Below are 14,968 nucleotides of genomic sequence, written 5' to 3' on the forward strand. Positions count from 1 at the left end.
CTCCTTAACGATCTTTCGGGTCGAGGGCATCACGCAGGCCATCGCCGATAAAGTTGAAACAGAACAGGGTGATCACAAGGAAACCCGCCGGGAAGAGCAGCAACCATGGAGAAACCTCCATTGAGTTTGCGCCATCGCTTAACAGCGCGCCCCAGCTGCTGAGCGGCTCCTGCGTACCGAGGCCGAGGAAGCTCAGGAAGGATTCGAACAGGATCATGCTCGGCACCAGCAGCGAGGCATACACCACCACCACGCCCAGCACGTTCGGCACGATATGGCGCATCACGATATTGGCGGTAGAGACCCCGCCCACCTGCGCCGCTTCGATAAACTCTTTACGCTTCAGGCTCAGGGTCTGGCCGCGCACAATACGCGCCATATCCAGCCAGGAGACCATGCCGATAGCCACAAAGATCAGCAGGATGTTCTGCCCGAAAAAGGTGACCAGCAGGATAACGAAGAACATAAACGGGAAGGAGTTGAGGATCTCCAGCAGACGCATCATCACCGAGTCGGTTTTGCCGCCCAGGTAGCCAGAGAGCGAACCGTAGAGCGTACCGAGAACTACTGCCACCAGCGCCGCGGCGATGCCGACCATCAGCGAGATACGCCCGCCGATAGCCACACGCACCAGCAGATCGCGCCCGGAGGAGTCGGTGCCGAAGTAGTGCCCTGACTCCATATCCGGCGCGTTAGACATCATAGCCCAGTCGGTATCAAAGTAGCTGAACTGCGACAGCATCGGCGCCAGCGTCACGAACAGCGCAATCAGCACCAGTACAAACAGGCTGGCGACCGCCGCGCGGTTGTGCATAAAGCGGCGACGCGCATCCTGCCAAAGGCTACGCCCTTCGACTTCGAGTTTCTCACTGAAGTTTTCCAGCGCCTCGCTGTTTTTCTTACTTAACATCATGGCGAACTCCAGTCTCAATAACGAATTTTCGGATCGATGATGGCGTAGAGCACATCAACAATCGCGTTGAAGGTGATGGTCAGCGCGCCGACCAGAATCGTCAGGCTCAGCACCAGCGAGTAGTCGCGGTTAAGCGCGCCGTTCACGAACAGCTGGCCGATGCCCGGCAAGCCATAAATCGTTTCGATAACCATGGAGCCAGTAATGATGCCGACAAAAGCCGGGCCCATATAGGAGAGCACGGGCAGCAGCGCCGGTTTCAGCGCGTGACGGAAGATGATCCGGCGCATCGGCAGCCCTTTCGCGCGCGCGGTGCGGATGAAGTTGGAGTGCAGCACTTCAATCATCGAACCACGGGTGATACGCGCGATGCTGGCGATATAGGCGAGCGAGAGCGCGACCATCGGCAGGATCATAAATTTAGGTGCCCCGCCATTCCAGCCGCCGGCCGGTAGCCACTGCAGCACAATGGCAAATATCATCACTAACAGAGGAGCGACAACGAAGCTGGGTATCACTACCCCGGTCATGGCTAACCCCATTACCGTGTAGTCCCATTTGGTGTTCTGGTTTAACGCGGCGATAACGCCTGCCGTCACGCCGAACACAATCGCGAGGATAAACGCCGCGGCGCCCAATTTGGCGGAAACCGGGAAGCTCGCCGCCACCAGGTCATTCACGGTGTAATCTTTGTATTTAAACGACGGACCAAAATCCAGATGCGCCAGCTGTTTCAGGTAGCTGAAATACTGGGTGGTGATGGGATCGTTCAAATGGTATTTCGCCTCGATATTGGCCATTACTTCCGGCGCAAGCGCACGTTCACCGGTAAAAGGACTTCCCGGCGCAAGACGCATCATAAAGAACGAAATCGTAATCAGAATAAAGAGTGTTGGAATCGCTTCAAGAAAGCGACGCAGGATAAATTTCAACATTGCCCGTACCTTCTGGCCTGTGCCTTTTACACATTCTCTTTCAGACGACCCAGGTGCCGTCTGCGACCGATGTGTGTTCTGGTGCGATAAAAATAAGACACTGTGAGGCAGGTCGCCCTGCCCCACTCATTGCCATTAATGCTTGATAATATACAAGTTTTTCACGTAGATATTATCTAACGGGTCTTTACCGGTGTAGCCACCCACCCACGGTTTCACCAGACGGGCGTTCACGTAGTAGTAAACCGGAACGATGGCGGAGTCTTTATCAAGCTGCTGTTCAGCTTTGGAGTAAAGCTCAGCGCGCTGCGCTTCGTCGGTCACTTTCAGCGTGTCGCCGATCAGCTTGTCAAACGCCGGGCTCTTATAGTGCGAGGTGTTGTTCGAGCTGTCTGAAAGCATGGTGTTCAGGAAGGAGGTCGGCTCGTTGTAATCCGCGCACCAGCCGGCACGTGCAACATCAAAGGTGCCCTGATGACGCGTGTCGAGGAAGGTTTTCCACTCCTGGTTCTCCAGCTTGACGTTGGCACCGAGGTTTTTCTTCCAGATCGAGGCAACGGCAATCGCCAGTTTTTTGTGCAGATCGGAGGTGTTATACAGCAGGCTGAAACTCAGCGGTTTGTCAGCTGTGTAACCCGCTTCGGCGAGCAGTTTTTTCGCTTCGGCATTACGCTGTTCCTGGGTCATTTTGAACCAGGCCGGTTCGGTCAGTTTTGCACCGTCGGTGTATGGCGGGGTGTAGCTGTAAGCAGGCAGATCGCCCTGGTTTTTCACTTTATTAACGATGATATCGCGGTCCAGCGCCAGTTTAAGGGCGGTACGCACGCGAACGTCAGTGAATGGCGCTTTCTGGTTGTTGATCTCGTAGTAATAAGTACAGAGATACGGATCGACGTGAACTTCTTTCGGGATCTCTTTTTTCAGTTTCTGGAACAGTTCAATCGGCATGTTGTTATAGGTCATGTCGATTTCGCCGCTGCGGTAGCGGTTAACGTCCGTCACTTCTGCCGAGATTGGCAGGTAGGTCACCTGGGTAATAACGGTTTTGTCGTTGTCCCAGTAATTGGTGTTGCGCTCAAGAACGATACGTTCGTTGACCACCCAATCTTTCAGCTTGTAAGCGCCGTTGGTAACGATATTTGCAGGCTGGGTCCACTTATCGCCAAATTTTTCAATCGCGGCTTTTGGCACAGCGGAAACGGACGGGTGAACCAGCAGTTTATAAAAATAGGGAACCGGCTCGCTCAGCGTGACTTCGAAGGTATTATCATCGATCGCTTTTACGCCCAGTTCGCTGGTCGGTTTTTTACCGGCGATAACGTCATCGATATTGGCGATGTGGCCATATTGCAGATAGCTGGCGTACGGAGAAGCCGTTTTCGGATCTGCCAGGCGCTGCCAGCTATAGACGAAGTCATGGGCGGTAACCGGGGTGCCGTCTGACCATTTGGCGTTTTTACGCAGATGGAATGTCCAGACTTTAAAATCTTTGTTTTCCCATTTTTCAGCAACACCGGCAGTCGGGTGGCCTTCAACATCGGAAATAAGCAGACCTTCAAACAGGTCACGGCTAACGTTTGATTCCGGAACGCCCTCGATTTTATGCGGATCGAGAGATTGCACTTCAGCACCGTTATTGCGCACCAGCGTCTGTTTTTCCGCCAGTTGAACGCCAGCCGGTACGTCGGCCGCGAAGGCGGCGTTACCGGAAATTAGCGCTGCTAAAATACCCGCTGCAACTACGCTTTTCTTTGTGATGATGGACATTGTGTTGTGACTCCAATCATTATAATTACCGACATTTATGCCAGCTGTATCATCCCCTGTTCGGGGGCCTGAATAGCGCAGGAGCTTTTGGCGCTTTCAGACATCTTTTTTTTACTTCTGCTATCACCGACTTTTTTATTACGGATCGCTCGAACGGCAATCTCGCGTCGATTCATTAACGCGCCTCCCCTGTCGAGACGCGTTGTATTCATGCTATTTATTTTCTAATTGAAAACGATTCTCAACAAATCGCTTTACGCTGTAAATTATGAGGCTGATAAAGACATTCGCCGGAAAATAACAAATGCCCGAGACCGCCGCCAATACATTTTGCAAATTTGTTAACCATTTCTCTTTTACGGCGTAGCGACAGCCGCAGCGAGATGACGACTGCGTCTCCCTGTTGGTTTTTTCTTATGAATTATCAATCAGATAAAGAAGTATCACCGCCTTGTGATACTTGTTGGCTGCCTTCGCAGAGATTTGCACAAAAAATCAACAATTGACTACTTTTTAGCACATTACTCTGCGAGGAGATTGAAAGTACTAATATCATTTCGATAATGACTCGGCAAGCCCAATAGTATGATGTGAGAGAAATAACAGAGTTAATTGCTCAAAATGCAGACATTAATGATTCATGGAACTTATAATTCTATGATAGAAAACAGCTTTTCTGATTATTGTAATTTGTTATGTCTGCCGCCCTTCTGCTGATTCTTCATATCTTTTGCTAATTATGCGAGCAGGCTTACATTCGAAAGCGCGATGTTATCGCGCCCCGAAAAAATAAAACCTATATAAATGAAAGAATGAATCAATTCAGCAGGCCGGGGAAAAGCGATTTCGCGCCGGCAACAATAAACTCAATGCCTAACGCCATCAGCAGGAGCCCCATAATACGCGTAATGACGTTAATGCCGGTTTGCCTGAGCAGGCGCACCAGCCAGGGCGCAACGCGGAACAGCCCCCATGAGCAGAGCGCGAACAGCGCAATCGCCAGTGAGAAGCCAATCAAATGTGCAAGGGTGTGATAGCGCGTCCCCCAAACGATGGTGGAGCTGATTGCGCCCGGCCCTGCCATTAAGGGCAATGCCAGCGGCACCACGCCCACGCTTTCACGGATAGCGGTTTCTGATTTCTCCTGCTTGTTCTGTTTATCCTCCCCCAGCTTGCCGCTGATCATCGACATTGCGATGGTAACAACCAGGATCCCGCCGGCAATGCGGAAAGAGTCAATTGAGATACCAAACAGCTGCAGGATGGTGTCGCCCAGGAAGAGTGACGTCCATAGAATGATAGCGACTGAGACATTCGCCGTAAGATTGGTTTTATTACGGGCATCGGCCATTTGATAACTGGTCATACTGATAAAAACCGGGATGATGCCAACCGGGTTCACCAGCGCAAAAAGACCGACGAAAAATTTAAAATAGAGAGGAAAATCAAACCCAAAGTGATCCACAGCAAGCTCCGCGTTATCGCCAGTACTTTAGAAACAATAGCGTGACAGGAAAATCCATGCAGAAGATACGCGATTTTTTTCTGGAGTCCATCAGTTCATTCGCTAATAACCCTGATAAAACAGGGTGTTATTGAGTTAAGGCAAATGTGAAAAATCCGAGCCTTAATTAGCGGATAAACATTAACAATTGATACAACTCGCCAATAATGGCCAAGCTGAAAGGTGTCAGCTTGGTGAAAACTTGATATGGATCACGCATTAATTACTCTGAAGTGGGTAATCTTGATGCCACGAATAGAGAGCAGAAATGTCAATAATTGCTCCCGGTTCGTTAAGGCTCTTTTAGTAAACCAGCGGTATTTATGCTGTGTAACTTATTGACTTACATAGCTTTACACAACCTGTTTCGACGCTGTCTATACTGACAGTTTGCGCAGATGGTTTACTAAAAGAGTTTAAACATTATCAGGAGAGCATTATGGCTGTTACTAATGTCGCTGAACTGAACGCACTCGTTGAACGTGTGAAGAAAGCCCAGCGTGAATATGCCAACTTTACTCAAGAGCAAGTAGATAAAATCTTCCGCGCCGCCGCCCTGGCTGCCGCAGATGCTCGAATCCCCCTCGCGAAAATGGCCGTAGCTGAATCCGGCATGGGTATCGTCGAAGATAAAGTGATTAAAAACCACTTTGCTTCCGAGTATATCTACAACGCGTATAAAGATGAGAAAACCTGCGGCGTATTATCGGAAGATGATACCTTCGGCACGATCACTATCGCTGAGCCTATCGGCATTATCTGCGGTATCGTACCGACCACTAACCCCACCTCTACTGCAATCTTTAAATCACTGATTAGCCTGAAAACCCGTAACGCAATCATCTTCTCTCCGCACCCACGTGCAAAAGATGCCACCAACAAAGCAGCGGACATCGTGCTGCAGGCGGCAATCGCGGCAGGTGCGCCGAAAGACCTTATCGGCTGGATTGATCAGCCTTCCGTCGAACTCTCCAATGCGTTAATGCATCACCCGGATATCAACCTGATCCTCGCGACCGGCGGTCCGGGCATGGTGAAAGCCGCTTATAGCTCCGGTAAACCGGCTATCGGCGTGGGTGCGGGTAACACCCCGGTTGTTATCGACGAAACCGCCGATATCAAACGCGCTGTCGCCTCTGTGCTGATGTCAAAAACCTTCGACAACGGCGTTATCTGTGCTTCTGAACAGTCGGTTGTGGTTGTCGACTCCGTGTATGACGCAGTGCGTGAGCGTTTCGCCAGCCACGGCGGCTATATGCTGCAGGGCCAGGAGCTGAAAGCGGTTCAGGATATTATCCTGAAAAACGGCGCGCTCAACGCGGCTATCGTTGGCCAACCAGCGCACAAAATTGCTGAACTGGCGGGCTTTAGCGTACCGGCAAGCACCAAAATCCTCATCGGTGAAGTCACCGTGGTGGATGAGAGCGAGCCGTTTGCACATGAAAAACTCTCTCCGACCCTGGCAATGTATCGCGCGAAAGATTTCGACGATGCGGTGGTGAAAGCGGAGAAACTGGTCGCCATGGGCGGTATCGGGCACACCTCCTGCCTCTACACCGACCAGGACAACCAGCCTGAGCGTGTGGCGCACTTCGGCCAGATGATGAAAACCGCGCGTATCCTTATCAACACCCCGGCTTCTCAGGGTGGTATCGGTGACCTCTACAACTTCAAACTTGCGCCTTCCCTGACTCTGGGTTGTGGTTCATGGGGTGGTAACTCCATCTCAGAAAACGTTGGTCCTAAGCACCTGATCAACAAGAAAACCGTTGCTAAGCGAGCTGAGAACATGTTGTGGCATAAACTTCCGAAATCAATCTACTTCCGCCGCGGCTCTCTGCCTATCGCGCTGGATGAAGTGATTACTGATGGTCACAAACGCGCGATGATCGTGACCGACCGTTTCCTCTTCAACAACGGCTATGCTGACCAGATCACCTCCGTGCTGAAAGCTGCAGGCGTGGAAACGGAAGTGTTCTTCGAGGTGGAAGCGGATCCGACGCTGACCGTGGTGCGTAAAGGCGCTGAGCTGGCGAACTCCTTTAAACCGGACGTGATTATCGCCCTTGGCGGCGGCTCCCCGATGGATGCGGCGAAAATCATGTGGGTGATGTACGAACATCCGGAAACCCACTTCGAAGAGCTGGCGCTGCGCTTTATGGATATCCGTAAACGTATCTACAAGTTCCCGAAAATGGGCGTCAAAGCGAAAATGATCGCCGTGACCACTACCTCCGGTACCGGTTCTGAAGTGACGCCGTTTGCGGTGGTTACCGATGATGCTACCGGTCAGAAATATCCGCTGGCGGATTACGCCCTCACCCCGGATATGGCGGTTGTCGACGCCAACCTGGTGATGGATATGCCGAAATCCCTCTGCGCCTTTGGTGGTCTGGATGCGGTAACCCATGCGCTGGAAGCGTACGTCTCGGTTCTGGCTTCTGAGTTCTCCGACGGTCAGGCGCTGCAGGCACTTAAACTGCTGAAAGAGAACCTGCCGGCTTCTTATAACGAAGGGTCGAAAAACCCGGTTGCCCGTGAGCGTGTCCACAGTGCCGCAACCATCGCCGGTATTGCGTTCGCTAACGCCTTCCTCGGTGTGTGTCACTCCATGGCACACAAACTGGGCTCGCAGTTCCATATTCCGCACGGTCTGGCTAACGCCCTGTTGATCAGCAACGTTATCCGCTACAACGCGAATGACAACCCGACCAAACAGACCGCGTTCAGTCAGTATGACCGTCCGCAGGCACGCCGCCGTTACGCAGAGATTGCCGATCACCTGGGTCTCTCTGCACCGGGCGACCGCACCGCGGCAAAAATTGAGAAGCTGCTGGCCTGGCTGGAGAGCCTGAAAGCGGAACTGGGTATTCCGAAATCAATTCGCGAAGCTGGCGTGCAGGAAGCGGACTTCCTGGCCAACGTCGACAAACTTTCTGAAGATGCGTTTGACGACCAGTGCACCGGCGCGAACCCGCGTTACCCGCTGATTGCAGAGCTGAAGCAGATCCTGCTGGATACCTTCTACGGTCGCGAATATAAAGAGGGTGAAGCCGCTGCCGCGCCAAAAGTGGAAGCTGCACCGGTTAAAGCTGACAAAAAAGCGAAGAAACCCGCTTAATGATATAGCGTCATAAAAAAAAACCCGCTTCGGCGGGTTTTTTATTTTCTGCGCAACCAGAATCTATTTACTCTGGTCACGGAACGCAATCCCTACCCTCTTACCCGCGCCTGTATCGTCGCGAGAGAGCCTTCTGCCAGCGCTTCCTTATAATGTTTACGGCATACGGAGACGTAGCGCTCATTGCCGCCAATAACCACCTGCTCGCCTTCATTATAAGGACGCCCTTCGTGGTCAAGTCGCAGCACCATGCTTGCCTTGCGTCCGCAAAAACAGACGGTTTTAAGCTCCACTAATTTATCTGACCACGCCAGCAAATACTGGCTCCCGCCGAAGAGTTCGCCGCGGAAATCAGTTCTCAGCCCATAACAGAGCACGGGAATATCAAGCTCATCCACCACTTCTGACAGGGCGTATACCTGCTCTCGCGTCAAGAACTGGCATTCGTCCACCAGCACGCAGTGCACGGCTTCTTGCTGGTGTTGAGCTTTAATGTCGTCAAACAGCGAGGTGTGCTGATTAAACAGACGTGCGGGCGAGGATAAACCAATCCGGGAAGTGACTTTCCCTGCACCAAAGCGGTTATCAATTTCTGCGGTATAAACTACCGTTCTCATGCCTCGCTCTTGATAATTGTACGAGGACTGTAGTAATGCCGTCGATTTCCCTGCATTCATTGCTGAATAGTAGAAATAAAGCTGTGCCATTGCGCGCAAAACCCTAATCAAAGTGTGATGATCCTGCGGCGAATTGTATCATGTTTTAACGGCCGGACCTGAGCAACCGTTGGAGCTTAGGTTAATCCTGTAGACAGATTTACGCATAAATGCGCACTTTCCGAACGCAGCAGCTGTAGCTGCAAAAGAAACAGCCATAACAAATTCAGGTAGTTAGCATACTATTCTTATGCGATGATTCTCATCATATCATTCAGAAATTATTAATATTTTACTAAAGTAACCGCATTTAGCTCGGTAATAAACGCGGTTGTTATTTATCCATTATGGCTATTTCTCCCAAAGGAATAATCAAAAAATATCGCTTCGCCTTTGCATATGACCGAACCTGGATTGCACGCTTATACCTGTTTGGCAGTGTGGTTGTTGATTAAAAATTTAAGATAACGGTATTTAGAAAAAACTTAAATAAAGGGCTATTTTGAATTCCTTACATTCGCGGCTATTGCACTGCTGAATTTAACGCTCTATTATTAGCCCAACAAACCACCCCAATATAAGTTTGAGATTACTACAATGAGCGAAGCCCTTAAAATTCTGAACAACATCCGTACTCTGCGCGCACAGGCAAGAGAATGCACGCTGGAAACACTGGAAGAGATGCTGGAAAAATTAGAAGTTGTGGTTAATGAGCGTCGTGAAGAAGAGAACGCTGCCGCAGCTGAAGTTGAAGAGCGTACCCGTAAACTGCAGCAGTATCGTGAAATGTTAATTGCTGATGGTATTGACCCGAATGAATTGCTGAACAGCATGGCTGCGGCTAAAACGGGTACCAAAGCAAAACGCGCTGCGCGTCCGGCTAAATATAGCTACGTAGATGAAAATGGCGAAACGAAAACCTGGACCGGCCAGGGTCGTACTCCAGCAGTAATCAAAAAAGCTATCGATGAACAAGGTAAAAAGCTGGAAGATTTCCTGCTCGCGTAAGTGAGTAAAATCTTATCTGCTTTTAATATCCCGCCGCTGGCGGGATTTTTTTTATCCGTTCTACACAATTTCTTCACAAATAGCCCGGACAATGACGTCGTTTGTTTTCGTCATGGGCAGCGCTCAAAAACCCGCTACTTTTATTACCAGCATTATACGCTTTTTCTTATGCCCCCTTTTCACAGCGGGCCGCTGATAAACACGCAATAAAAAAGGCCGACGATAATCAGTGCTGAGCACGATTAACGTCGACCTTATTTACGGTCTGCGCTGGGGGTTATGCTTTAGCAGCGCCTACCGTTTCGTTCAGCCAGGCTTTAAACTCTTCACCCAGTGATTTATGGCGAATGCCATATTCTACAAAGGCGCGCATATAGCCGAGTTTATTACCACAGTCATGGCTTTTGCCTTTCATGTGATAGGCTTCAACGGTCTCTTTTTCGATCAGCATATCGATAGCATCGGTAAGCTGGATCTCATCACCGGCTCCCGGAGGCGTTTTCGCCAGCAGCGGCCAAATCTCAGCGCTCAGGACATAACGGCCTACAACTGCCAGGTTTGACGGTGCGACGTTCGCTTTCGGTTTCTCAACCACGCCAACCATCGGCACGCTGTCGCCCGGGTTCAGCGTGGCGCCTTTGCAGTCCACTACGCCGTAAGCGGTAACGTCATCTACCGGCTCAACCATGATCTGGCTGGCACCGGATTCGTCGAAGCGTTTGATCATCTCAGCAAGGTTATCCTGCGACAGATCGGACTCGAACTCATCAAGGATAACGTCTGGCAGGATTACGGCGACCGGCTCGTTGCCGACAACCGGATGCGCGCACATAACGGCATGACCCAGACCCTTCGCCAGACCCTGACGCACCTGCATGATGGTGACGTGCGGCGGGCAAATAGATTGCACTTCTTCGAGAAGCTGACGTTTAACGCGCTTCTCCAGCATGGCTTCAAGCTCAAAGCTGGTATCGAAGTGGTTTTCAATAGAGTTTTTAGATGAATGTGTTACCAGAACGATTTCAGTAATACCCGCGGCAATGCACTCATTAACCACATACTGAATTAATGGCTTATCAACCAGCGGCAACATTTCTTTCGGAATTGCCTTCGTAGCTGGTAGCATCCTCGTTCCCAACCCCGCGACCGGGATTACTGCTTTAGTCACTTTCGAATTTATTGCAGCCATTGAAATCTCCTGGACTGTCCATGATTTGAACAGGTTCATGAATTAACTCGCGTCTGAGTATATCAGTACCAACCCAATGACCAGGTCTGAAAAGGACGCGCTAACAACTAATTAGGATTAATACGAAGAAACTGCGGCGATATTAGCACCCGTTTTTATATGACGGGTAAATCTATCTGAGCTTCGCCACGCGATCGCTCATTCCGCGTTCAACATTAAGCGTAACCGCCCGCCTGCACCCCAGACCTGGCATTGCCACGCTTCGCTGCGCTGGCTTACCTGATTGAGATAGGTATTCCCAAGCGTACCGAGAGGAACACCACTGCTGATTTGAATTTGATGCTCCCCGGTATTTAACGTCGCGTTTAAACCGGCCGAGACTAATAACAAATTCTTAAGCTCACTGTGGTAATACCCCACCAGCAACGGGAACTGCCCCGGCAAATTTGCCTGGTGCAACAGTTGGTTTACCTGCTTAAGTAAAGCACCCATTTCAGGTAAGCGCTGGCGCTGATGTGACAATTGCTCCTGAAGTAAGCCATTAAATAATGCGCGCAGCAGCAGCGCTGCCAGCACGCCATTATTGCCGGCGCGGGTAACATCAAGACAATAGAAAGCGAGATCGTGTCCGGAAAGCGGTGCAATATCCAGCACCAGCCCGGGGCTTTCAGCGGAAACAAGCTGGCGATAATTTACGCGGCAGCCGGAAATGACCTGCTGAACAGGTGGCTGAAGCTCTTTTAATAAATTGGCTGCGGCCTGCGGGTTATCTACCAGCGCATCCCAATCCTGGAATAAACGCTCCTCCTCCTCCACCCGGGAATTAAACATATTTGGGTAGATGCAGGCGAAGATAGTTTCCCGCAGACGATTGAAATCTTTAACGGGCTTCAGCACGACATCCTGCACGCCAAGGCGCAGCGCTTTTGCAATGTCGGCCATATTTTCGGTAGCGGAAATCACCAGCACCGGCGTCTGCATGCCCTGGTTGCGCAGCGCTTCAACCAGCGCGAGACCATTCATACGCGGCATGGCCAGGTCGCAAATAATTAAATCGGGTTGATTGCCAGCCATCTGCTCCAGCGCATCCACCCCGTCTCCGGCCAGCAACGTCGTTGCGCCGAGAGATTGCAACCATGAATCCAGCAGCGATCGGAAAACGAGTTCGTCTTCCACTATCAATATCTGTTTCCCGACCAACGGCTGCGTCATCTCATCTCCCCTGCCTGACAGTAGATCAATAGTGGCATGCTTCGCCGACGCTCGCCTGTCAGAATTTGCTGAAGTCTTATAAAAATTATGTTCACGCTAAAGTCCGCACCAGCGGAAGTAACTCGTCCATGCTCTTTTCCACCGCTAGTTGCCCGGCGGCAATCGCCGCATCAGCACGATGAAAATCGAGAGTGGATATTTGCGGACAAATGGGTTGCAACAAAATATCCGGCGGATCGCCCGCCATACGGTTGCGCTTAAGGCGGTTTTCCAGCACCTGGATCGAGGTGGTCATAATCTCCATCGCGGTCGGCGTCACCGGGCGTTTCGGCGTGGAGCGGCTTAACCGCTCGCGCAGTCGCTGATGCCAGTGCAGTGCTTCACCGCTGCCTTTTTCCATCTCGCTATCGGCGGGTGTTACGGAGAGCAGATCCTGCTGCATTAAATGGGCGTCGTGCTGGAGATCAACGGCAATAACGATGTCAGCACCCAGCGCACGGGTTAATGAGACCGGCACCGGGTTAACCACCGCGCCATCGACCAGCCAGTAGCCATTATGCGCAACGGGCGACATCAAACCGGGAATACTGCACGAGGCGCGCACAGCGCGGTGCAGATCGCCCTCGGTAAACCATAACTCACGCCCGGTGCTGAGATTGGTTGCGACCGCGCCAAAACGCTTTTCGCAGTGGCTAAAGTCGTCGAAAGGAAGGAGCTGACGGTATTGATTGAACACGCGTTCACCGCGCAGCAAACCGCCGCGGCGCCAGGAGAGATCCATAAGCCGCAGTACGTCCCAGTAGCGGAAAGAGCGCACCCAATTCTCCAGCAGAGACAAACGTCCACAGGAGTATGCCGCGCCAACTAATGACCCGATTGAGCATCCCGCCACGACATCAATAGTAATGCCGGCGCGCTCTAACGCATTAATGACGCCGATATGCGACCAACCTCTGGCTGCGCCAGAACCCAGCGCCAGACCGATTTTTACCGTTCTCATTCCGCGTGCTTCACTTCCCCCGGCTTACTGTAGCCACAACGCGGCGGCTCAGTTAACATATTGCCACCCTGGCGCGTGCTGCGCCGTTATTATTGTTTCAGGAATGCTGTTTTGTCTCAAACATGTCCTTGCGGTAGCGCTCAGGAGTATAGCGTATGTTGCCAGCCTTATCTGTCTGGTCATCACACGGCGCCGGATCCCTCTCGCCTGATGCGTTCTCGCTATACCGCTTTTGTCCTACATCAGACGGATTATCTGGTGAAAACCTGGCATCCCTCCTGCGCGGCACACACCTTTCGGGAACAGATTGAGGCTGGTTTCGCCGCCACAACCTGGCTCGGACTGACGCTATTTGAGCACGCTTACGGTCACGATGACAATGAAGGTTATGTCTGTTTTGTTGCTCGCTTTCGCGAGAATGACAAAAATGGCGCAATTATTGAACGTTCCCGTTTTTTAAAGGAAAACGGCGAATGGTACTACATTGACGGTACGCGCCCACAGTTTGGTCGTAACGATCCCTGCCCCTGCGGGTCAGGTAAAAAATTTAAAAAGTGCTGCGGGCAATAAGCCCGGCATCACCCTTAACAAACACACTCAACAGGATTTACCCGGCAATGCACTCTTTACAACGTAAAATTCTGCGCACCATCTGCCCCGATCAGAAGGGCCTTATCGCTCGCATTACTAACATTTGTTATAAGCACGAGCTGAACATTGTTCAGAATAATGAATTTGTCGACCACCGTACCGGCCGCTTCTTTATGCGTACCGAGCTTGAGGGCATTTTTAACGATGCCACGCTGCTGGCCGATCTCGACAGCGCGCTGCCGGAAGGCTCTGTTCGCGAGCTGAACGCGGCGGGTCGTCGTCGGGTGGTGATTCTGGTGACTAAAGAGGCGCACTGCCTGGGCGATCTGCTGATGAAAGCCAACTATGGCGGCCTGGATGTGGAGATTGCAGCGGTCATTGGCAACCACGAAACGCTGCGCCCGCTGGTTGAACGCTTCGACATTCCTTTCGAGCTGGTCAGCCATGAAGGTTTAACGCGCGAAGCGCATGACAACCTGATGGTGAAAGCGATTGAAGCCCATCAGCCTGATTACGTGGTGCTGGCGAAGTACATGCGCGTCCTGACGCCGGACTTTGTCTCGCGCTTCCCGAATAAGATCATCAATATCCACCACTCCTTCCTGCCGGCGTTTATTGGCGCACGCCCTTATCACCAGGCTTACGAGCGCGGCGTGAAAATTATTGGTGCTACGGCGCACTACGTGAATGACAACCTGGATGAAGGCCCGATCATCATGCAGGACGTGATTCATGTTGATCACACCTATACTGCTGAAGATATGATGCGCGCCGGTCGCGATGTCGAGAAGAACGTGCTCAGCCGCGCGCTCTACCAGGTGCTGGCCCAGCGCGTCTTTGTTTACGGCAACCGGACGATCATTCTTTAAGCACTTACTCTTGAGGTTGCCTGGCTTTACAGCGTTACGGGTAAAAAGCAGGCAACCGATTCATTTTTCACGATTGAATGCTTTACAGAGACGCGTCATTTGGTATGATGCGCCGCGCTTCCCGAGAAGGAAGCAGCCAGTAAAATGTAGTGACCCCGTGGTGGGGTTCCCGAGCGATCATAAGGGAGCTGACTGCAAATCTG

The 14,968-nt window shown here is 51.5% G+C and carries 13 protein-coding genes; 4 read left to right on the forward strand and 9 right to left on the reverse strand.

All coding sequences use genetic code 11. From position 1 onward, the window contains the following. Positions 1-4: 4 nt before the first annotated feature. The 5 genes from oppC to IAE50_RS10725 all read right to left on the reverse strand — a co-directional run bounded on the left by oppC (position 5) and on the right by IAE50_RS10725 (position 5,080). Positions 5-913: an oligopeptide ABC transporter permease OppC gene (gene oppC, locus IAE50_RS10705; protein ID WP_023478831.1), complete on the reverse strand. Its 909-nt coding sequence runs from the start codon at positions 911-913 to the stop codon at positions 5-7. Positions 914-927: 14 nt separating this feature from the next. After that, positions 928-1,848 (reverse strand): oligopeptide ABC transporter permease OppB, encoded by a 921-nt coding sequence (gene oppB / locus IAE50_RS10710; RefSeq protein WP_054803454.1) that lies wholly within the window; start codon positions 1,846-1,848, stop codon positions 928-930. A gap of 135 nt (positions 1,849-1,983) precedes the next feature. Continuing rightward, positions 1,984-3,615, reverse strand: coding sequence for an oligopeptide ABC transporter substrate-binding protein OppA (gene oppA / locus IAE50_RS10715; protein WP_200580232.1), 1,632 nt, complete (start codon positions 3,613-3,615; stop codon positions 1,984-1,986). A 35-nt stretch (positions 3,616-3,650) separates the two neighbouring features. Continuing rightward, a complete protein-coding gene (locus IAE50_RS10720) occupies positions 3,651-3,791 on the reverse strand; it encodes a hypothetical protein (protein WP_180344334.1) in 141 nt (46 codons plus the stop codon). Positions 3,792-4,432: 641 nt separating this feature from the next. Next, positions 4,433-5,080: a YchE family NAAT transporter gene (locus IAE50_RS10725; RefSeq protein WP_200580233.1), complete on the reverse strand. Its 648-nt coding sequence runs from the start codon at positions 5,078-5,080 to the stop codon at positions 4,433-4,435. A gap of 478 nt (positions 5,081-5,558) precedes the next feature. On the opposite strand from IAE50_RS10725, the gene adhE reads away from it, so the two are divergent. Further along, entirely contained in the window at positions 5,559-8,240 is a 2,682-nt protein-coding gene (gene adhE / locus IAE50_RS10730) for a bifunctional acetaldehyde-CoA/alcohol dehydrogenase (protein ID WP_200580234.1), read from the forward strand. A gap of 92 nt (positions 8,241-8,332) precedes the next feature. On the opposite strand, the gene tdk is transcribed toward adhE, so the two are convergent. Next, positions 8,333-8,947 carry a thymidine kinase gene (tdk, locus tag IAE50_RS10735; protein ID WP_200580235.1) on the reverse strand — a complete coding sequence of 205 codons (615 nt, stop codon included), beginning with the start codon at positions 8,945-8,947 and terminating at the stop codon, positions 8,333-8,335. Between the two features lie 546 nt (positions 8,948-9,493). On the opposite strand from tdk, the gene hns reads away from it, so the two are divergent. Further along, complete coding sequence (gene hns / locus IAE50_RS10740; protein WP_023478663.1) at positions 9,494-9,904, forward strand: histone-like nucleoid-structuring protein H-NS; 411 nt, start codon at positions 9,494-9,496, stop codon at positions 9,902-9,904. Positions 9,905-10,181: 277 nt separating this feature from the next. Here hns and galU read toward each other — a convergent pair whose 3' ends face one another. The 3 genes from galU to rssA form a co-directional block, all read right to left on the reverse strand. Next, positions 10,182-11,093, reverse strand: coding sequence for a UTP--glucose-1-phosphate uridylyltransferase GalU (gene galU / locus IAE50_RS10745; protein WP_094419769.1), 912 nt, complete (start codon positions 11,091-11,093; stop codon positions 10,182-10,184). A gap of 198 nt (positions 11,094-11,291) precedes the next feature. Further along, complete coding sequence (rssB, locus tag IAE50_RS10750; protein WP_054803457.1) at positions 11,292-12,305, reverse strand: two-component system response regulator RssB; 1,014 nt, start codon at positions 12,303-12,305, stop codon at positions 11,292-11,294. 91 nt (positions 12,306-12,396) lie between these two features. After that, the gene (rssA, locus tag IAE50_RS10755; protein WP_200580236.1) at positions 12,397-13,305 is read right to left on the reverse strand and encodes a patatin-like phospholipase RssA; all 909 of its coding nucleotides are present in this window, start codon (positions 13,303-13,305) and stop codon (positions 12,397-12,399) included. A gap of 111 nt (positions 13,306-13,416) precedes the next feature. Here rssA and IAE50_RS10760 point away from each other — a divergent pair, with 111 nt between their 5' ends. Next, a complete protein-coding gene (locus IAE50_RS10760) occupies positions 13,417-13,875 on the forward strand; it encodes a YchJ family protein (protein ID WP_200580237.1) in 459 nt (152 codons plus the stop codon). 47 nt (positions 13,876-13,922) lie between these two features. Further along, positions 13,923-14,765, forward strand: coding sequence for a formyltetrahydrofolate deformylase (gene purU / locus IAE50_RS10765; RefSeq protein ID WP_023478636.1), 843 nt, complete (start codon positions 13,923-13,925; stop codon positions 14,763-14,765). Positions 14,766-14,968: the final 203 nt, after the last annotated feature.

Source organism: Kosakonia sp. S42, from assembly GCF_016624785.1.
GTDB classification, from domain to species: domain Bacteria; phylum Pseudomonadota; class Gammaproteobacteria; order Enterobacterales; family Enterobacteriaceae; genus Kosakonia; species Kosakonia cowanii.

What these genes read in the sequence shown, in the direction of transcription:
- purU (WP_023478636.1), top strand. Translation starts at nt 13,923, where the DNA reads ATGCACTCTTTACAACGTAAAATTCTGCGCACCATCTGCCCCGATCAG.
- rssB (WP_054803457.1), bottom strand. Translation starts at nt 12,305, where the DNA reads ATGACGCAGCCGTTGGTCGGGAAACAGATATTGATAGTGGAAGACGAA.
- oppA (WP_200580232.1), bottom strand. Translation starts at nt 3,615, where the DNA reads ATGTCCATCATCACAAAGAAAAGCGTAGTTGCAGCGGGTATTTTAGCA.
- galU (WP_094419769.1), bottom strand. Translation starts at nt 11,093, where the DNA reads ATGGCTGCAATAAATTCGAAAGTGACTAAAGCAGTAATCCCGGTCGCG.
- rssA (WP_200580236.1), bottom strand. Translation starts at nt 13,305, where the DNA reads ATGAGAACGGTAAAAATCGGTCTGGCGCTGGGTTCTGGCGCAGCCAGA.
- oppB (WP_054803454.1), bottom strand. Translation starts at nt 1,848, where the DNA reads ATGTTGAAATTTATCCTGCGTCGCTTTCTTGAAGCGATTCCAACACTC.
- hns (WP_023478663.1), top strand. Translation starts at nt 9,494, where the DNA reads ATGAGCGAAGCCCTTAAAATTCTGAACAACATCCGTACTCTGCGCGCA.
- oppC (WP_023478831.1), bottom strand. Translation starts at nt 913, where the DNA reads ATGATGTTAAGTAAGAAAAACAGCGAGGCGCTGGAAAACTTCAGTGAG.
- IAE50_RS10720 (WP_180344334.1), bottom strand. Translation starts at nt 3,791, where the DNA reads ATGAATCGACGCGAGATTGCCGTTCGAGCGATCCGTAATAAAAAAGTC.
- adhE (WP_200580234.1), top strand. Translation starts at nt 5,559, where the DNA reads ATGGCTGTTACTAATGTCGCTGAACTGAACGCACTCGTTGAACGTGTG.
- tdk (WP_200580235.1), bottom strand. Translation starts at nt 8,947, where the DNA reads ATGGCACAGCTTTATTTCTACTATTCAGCAATGAATGCAGGGAAATCG.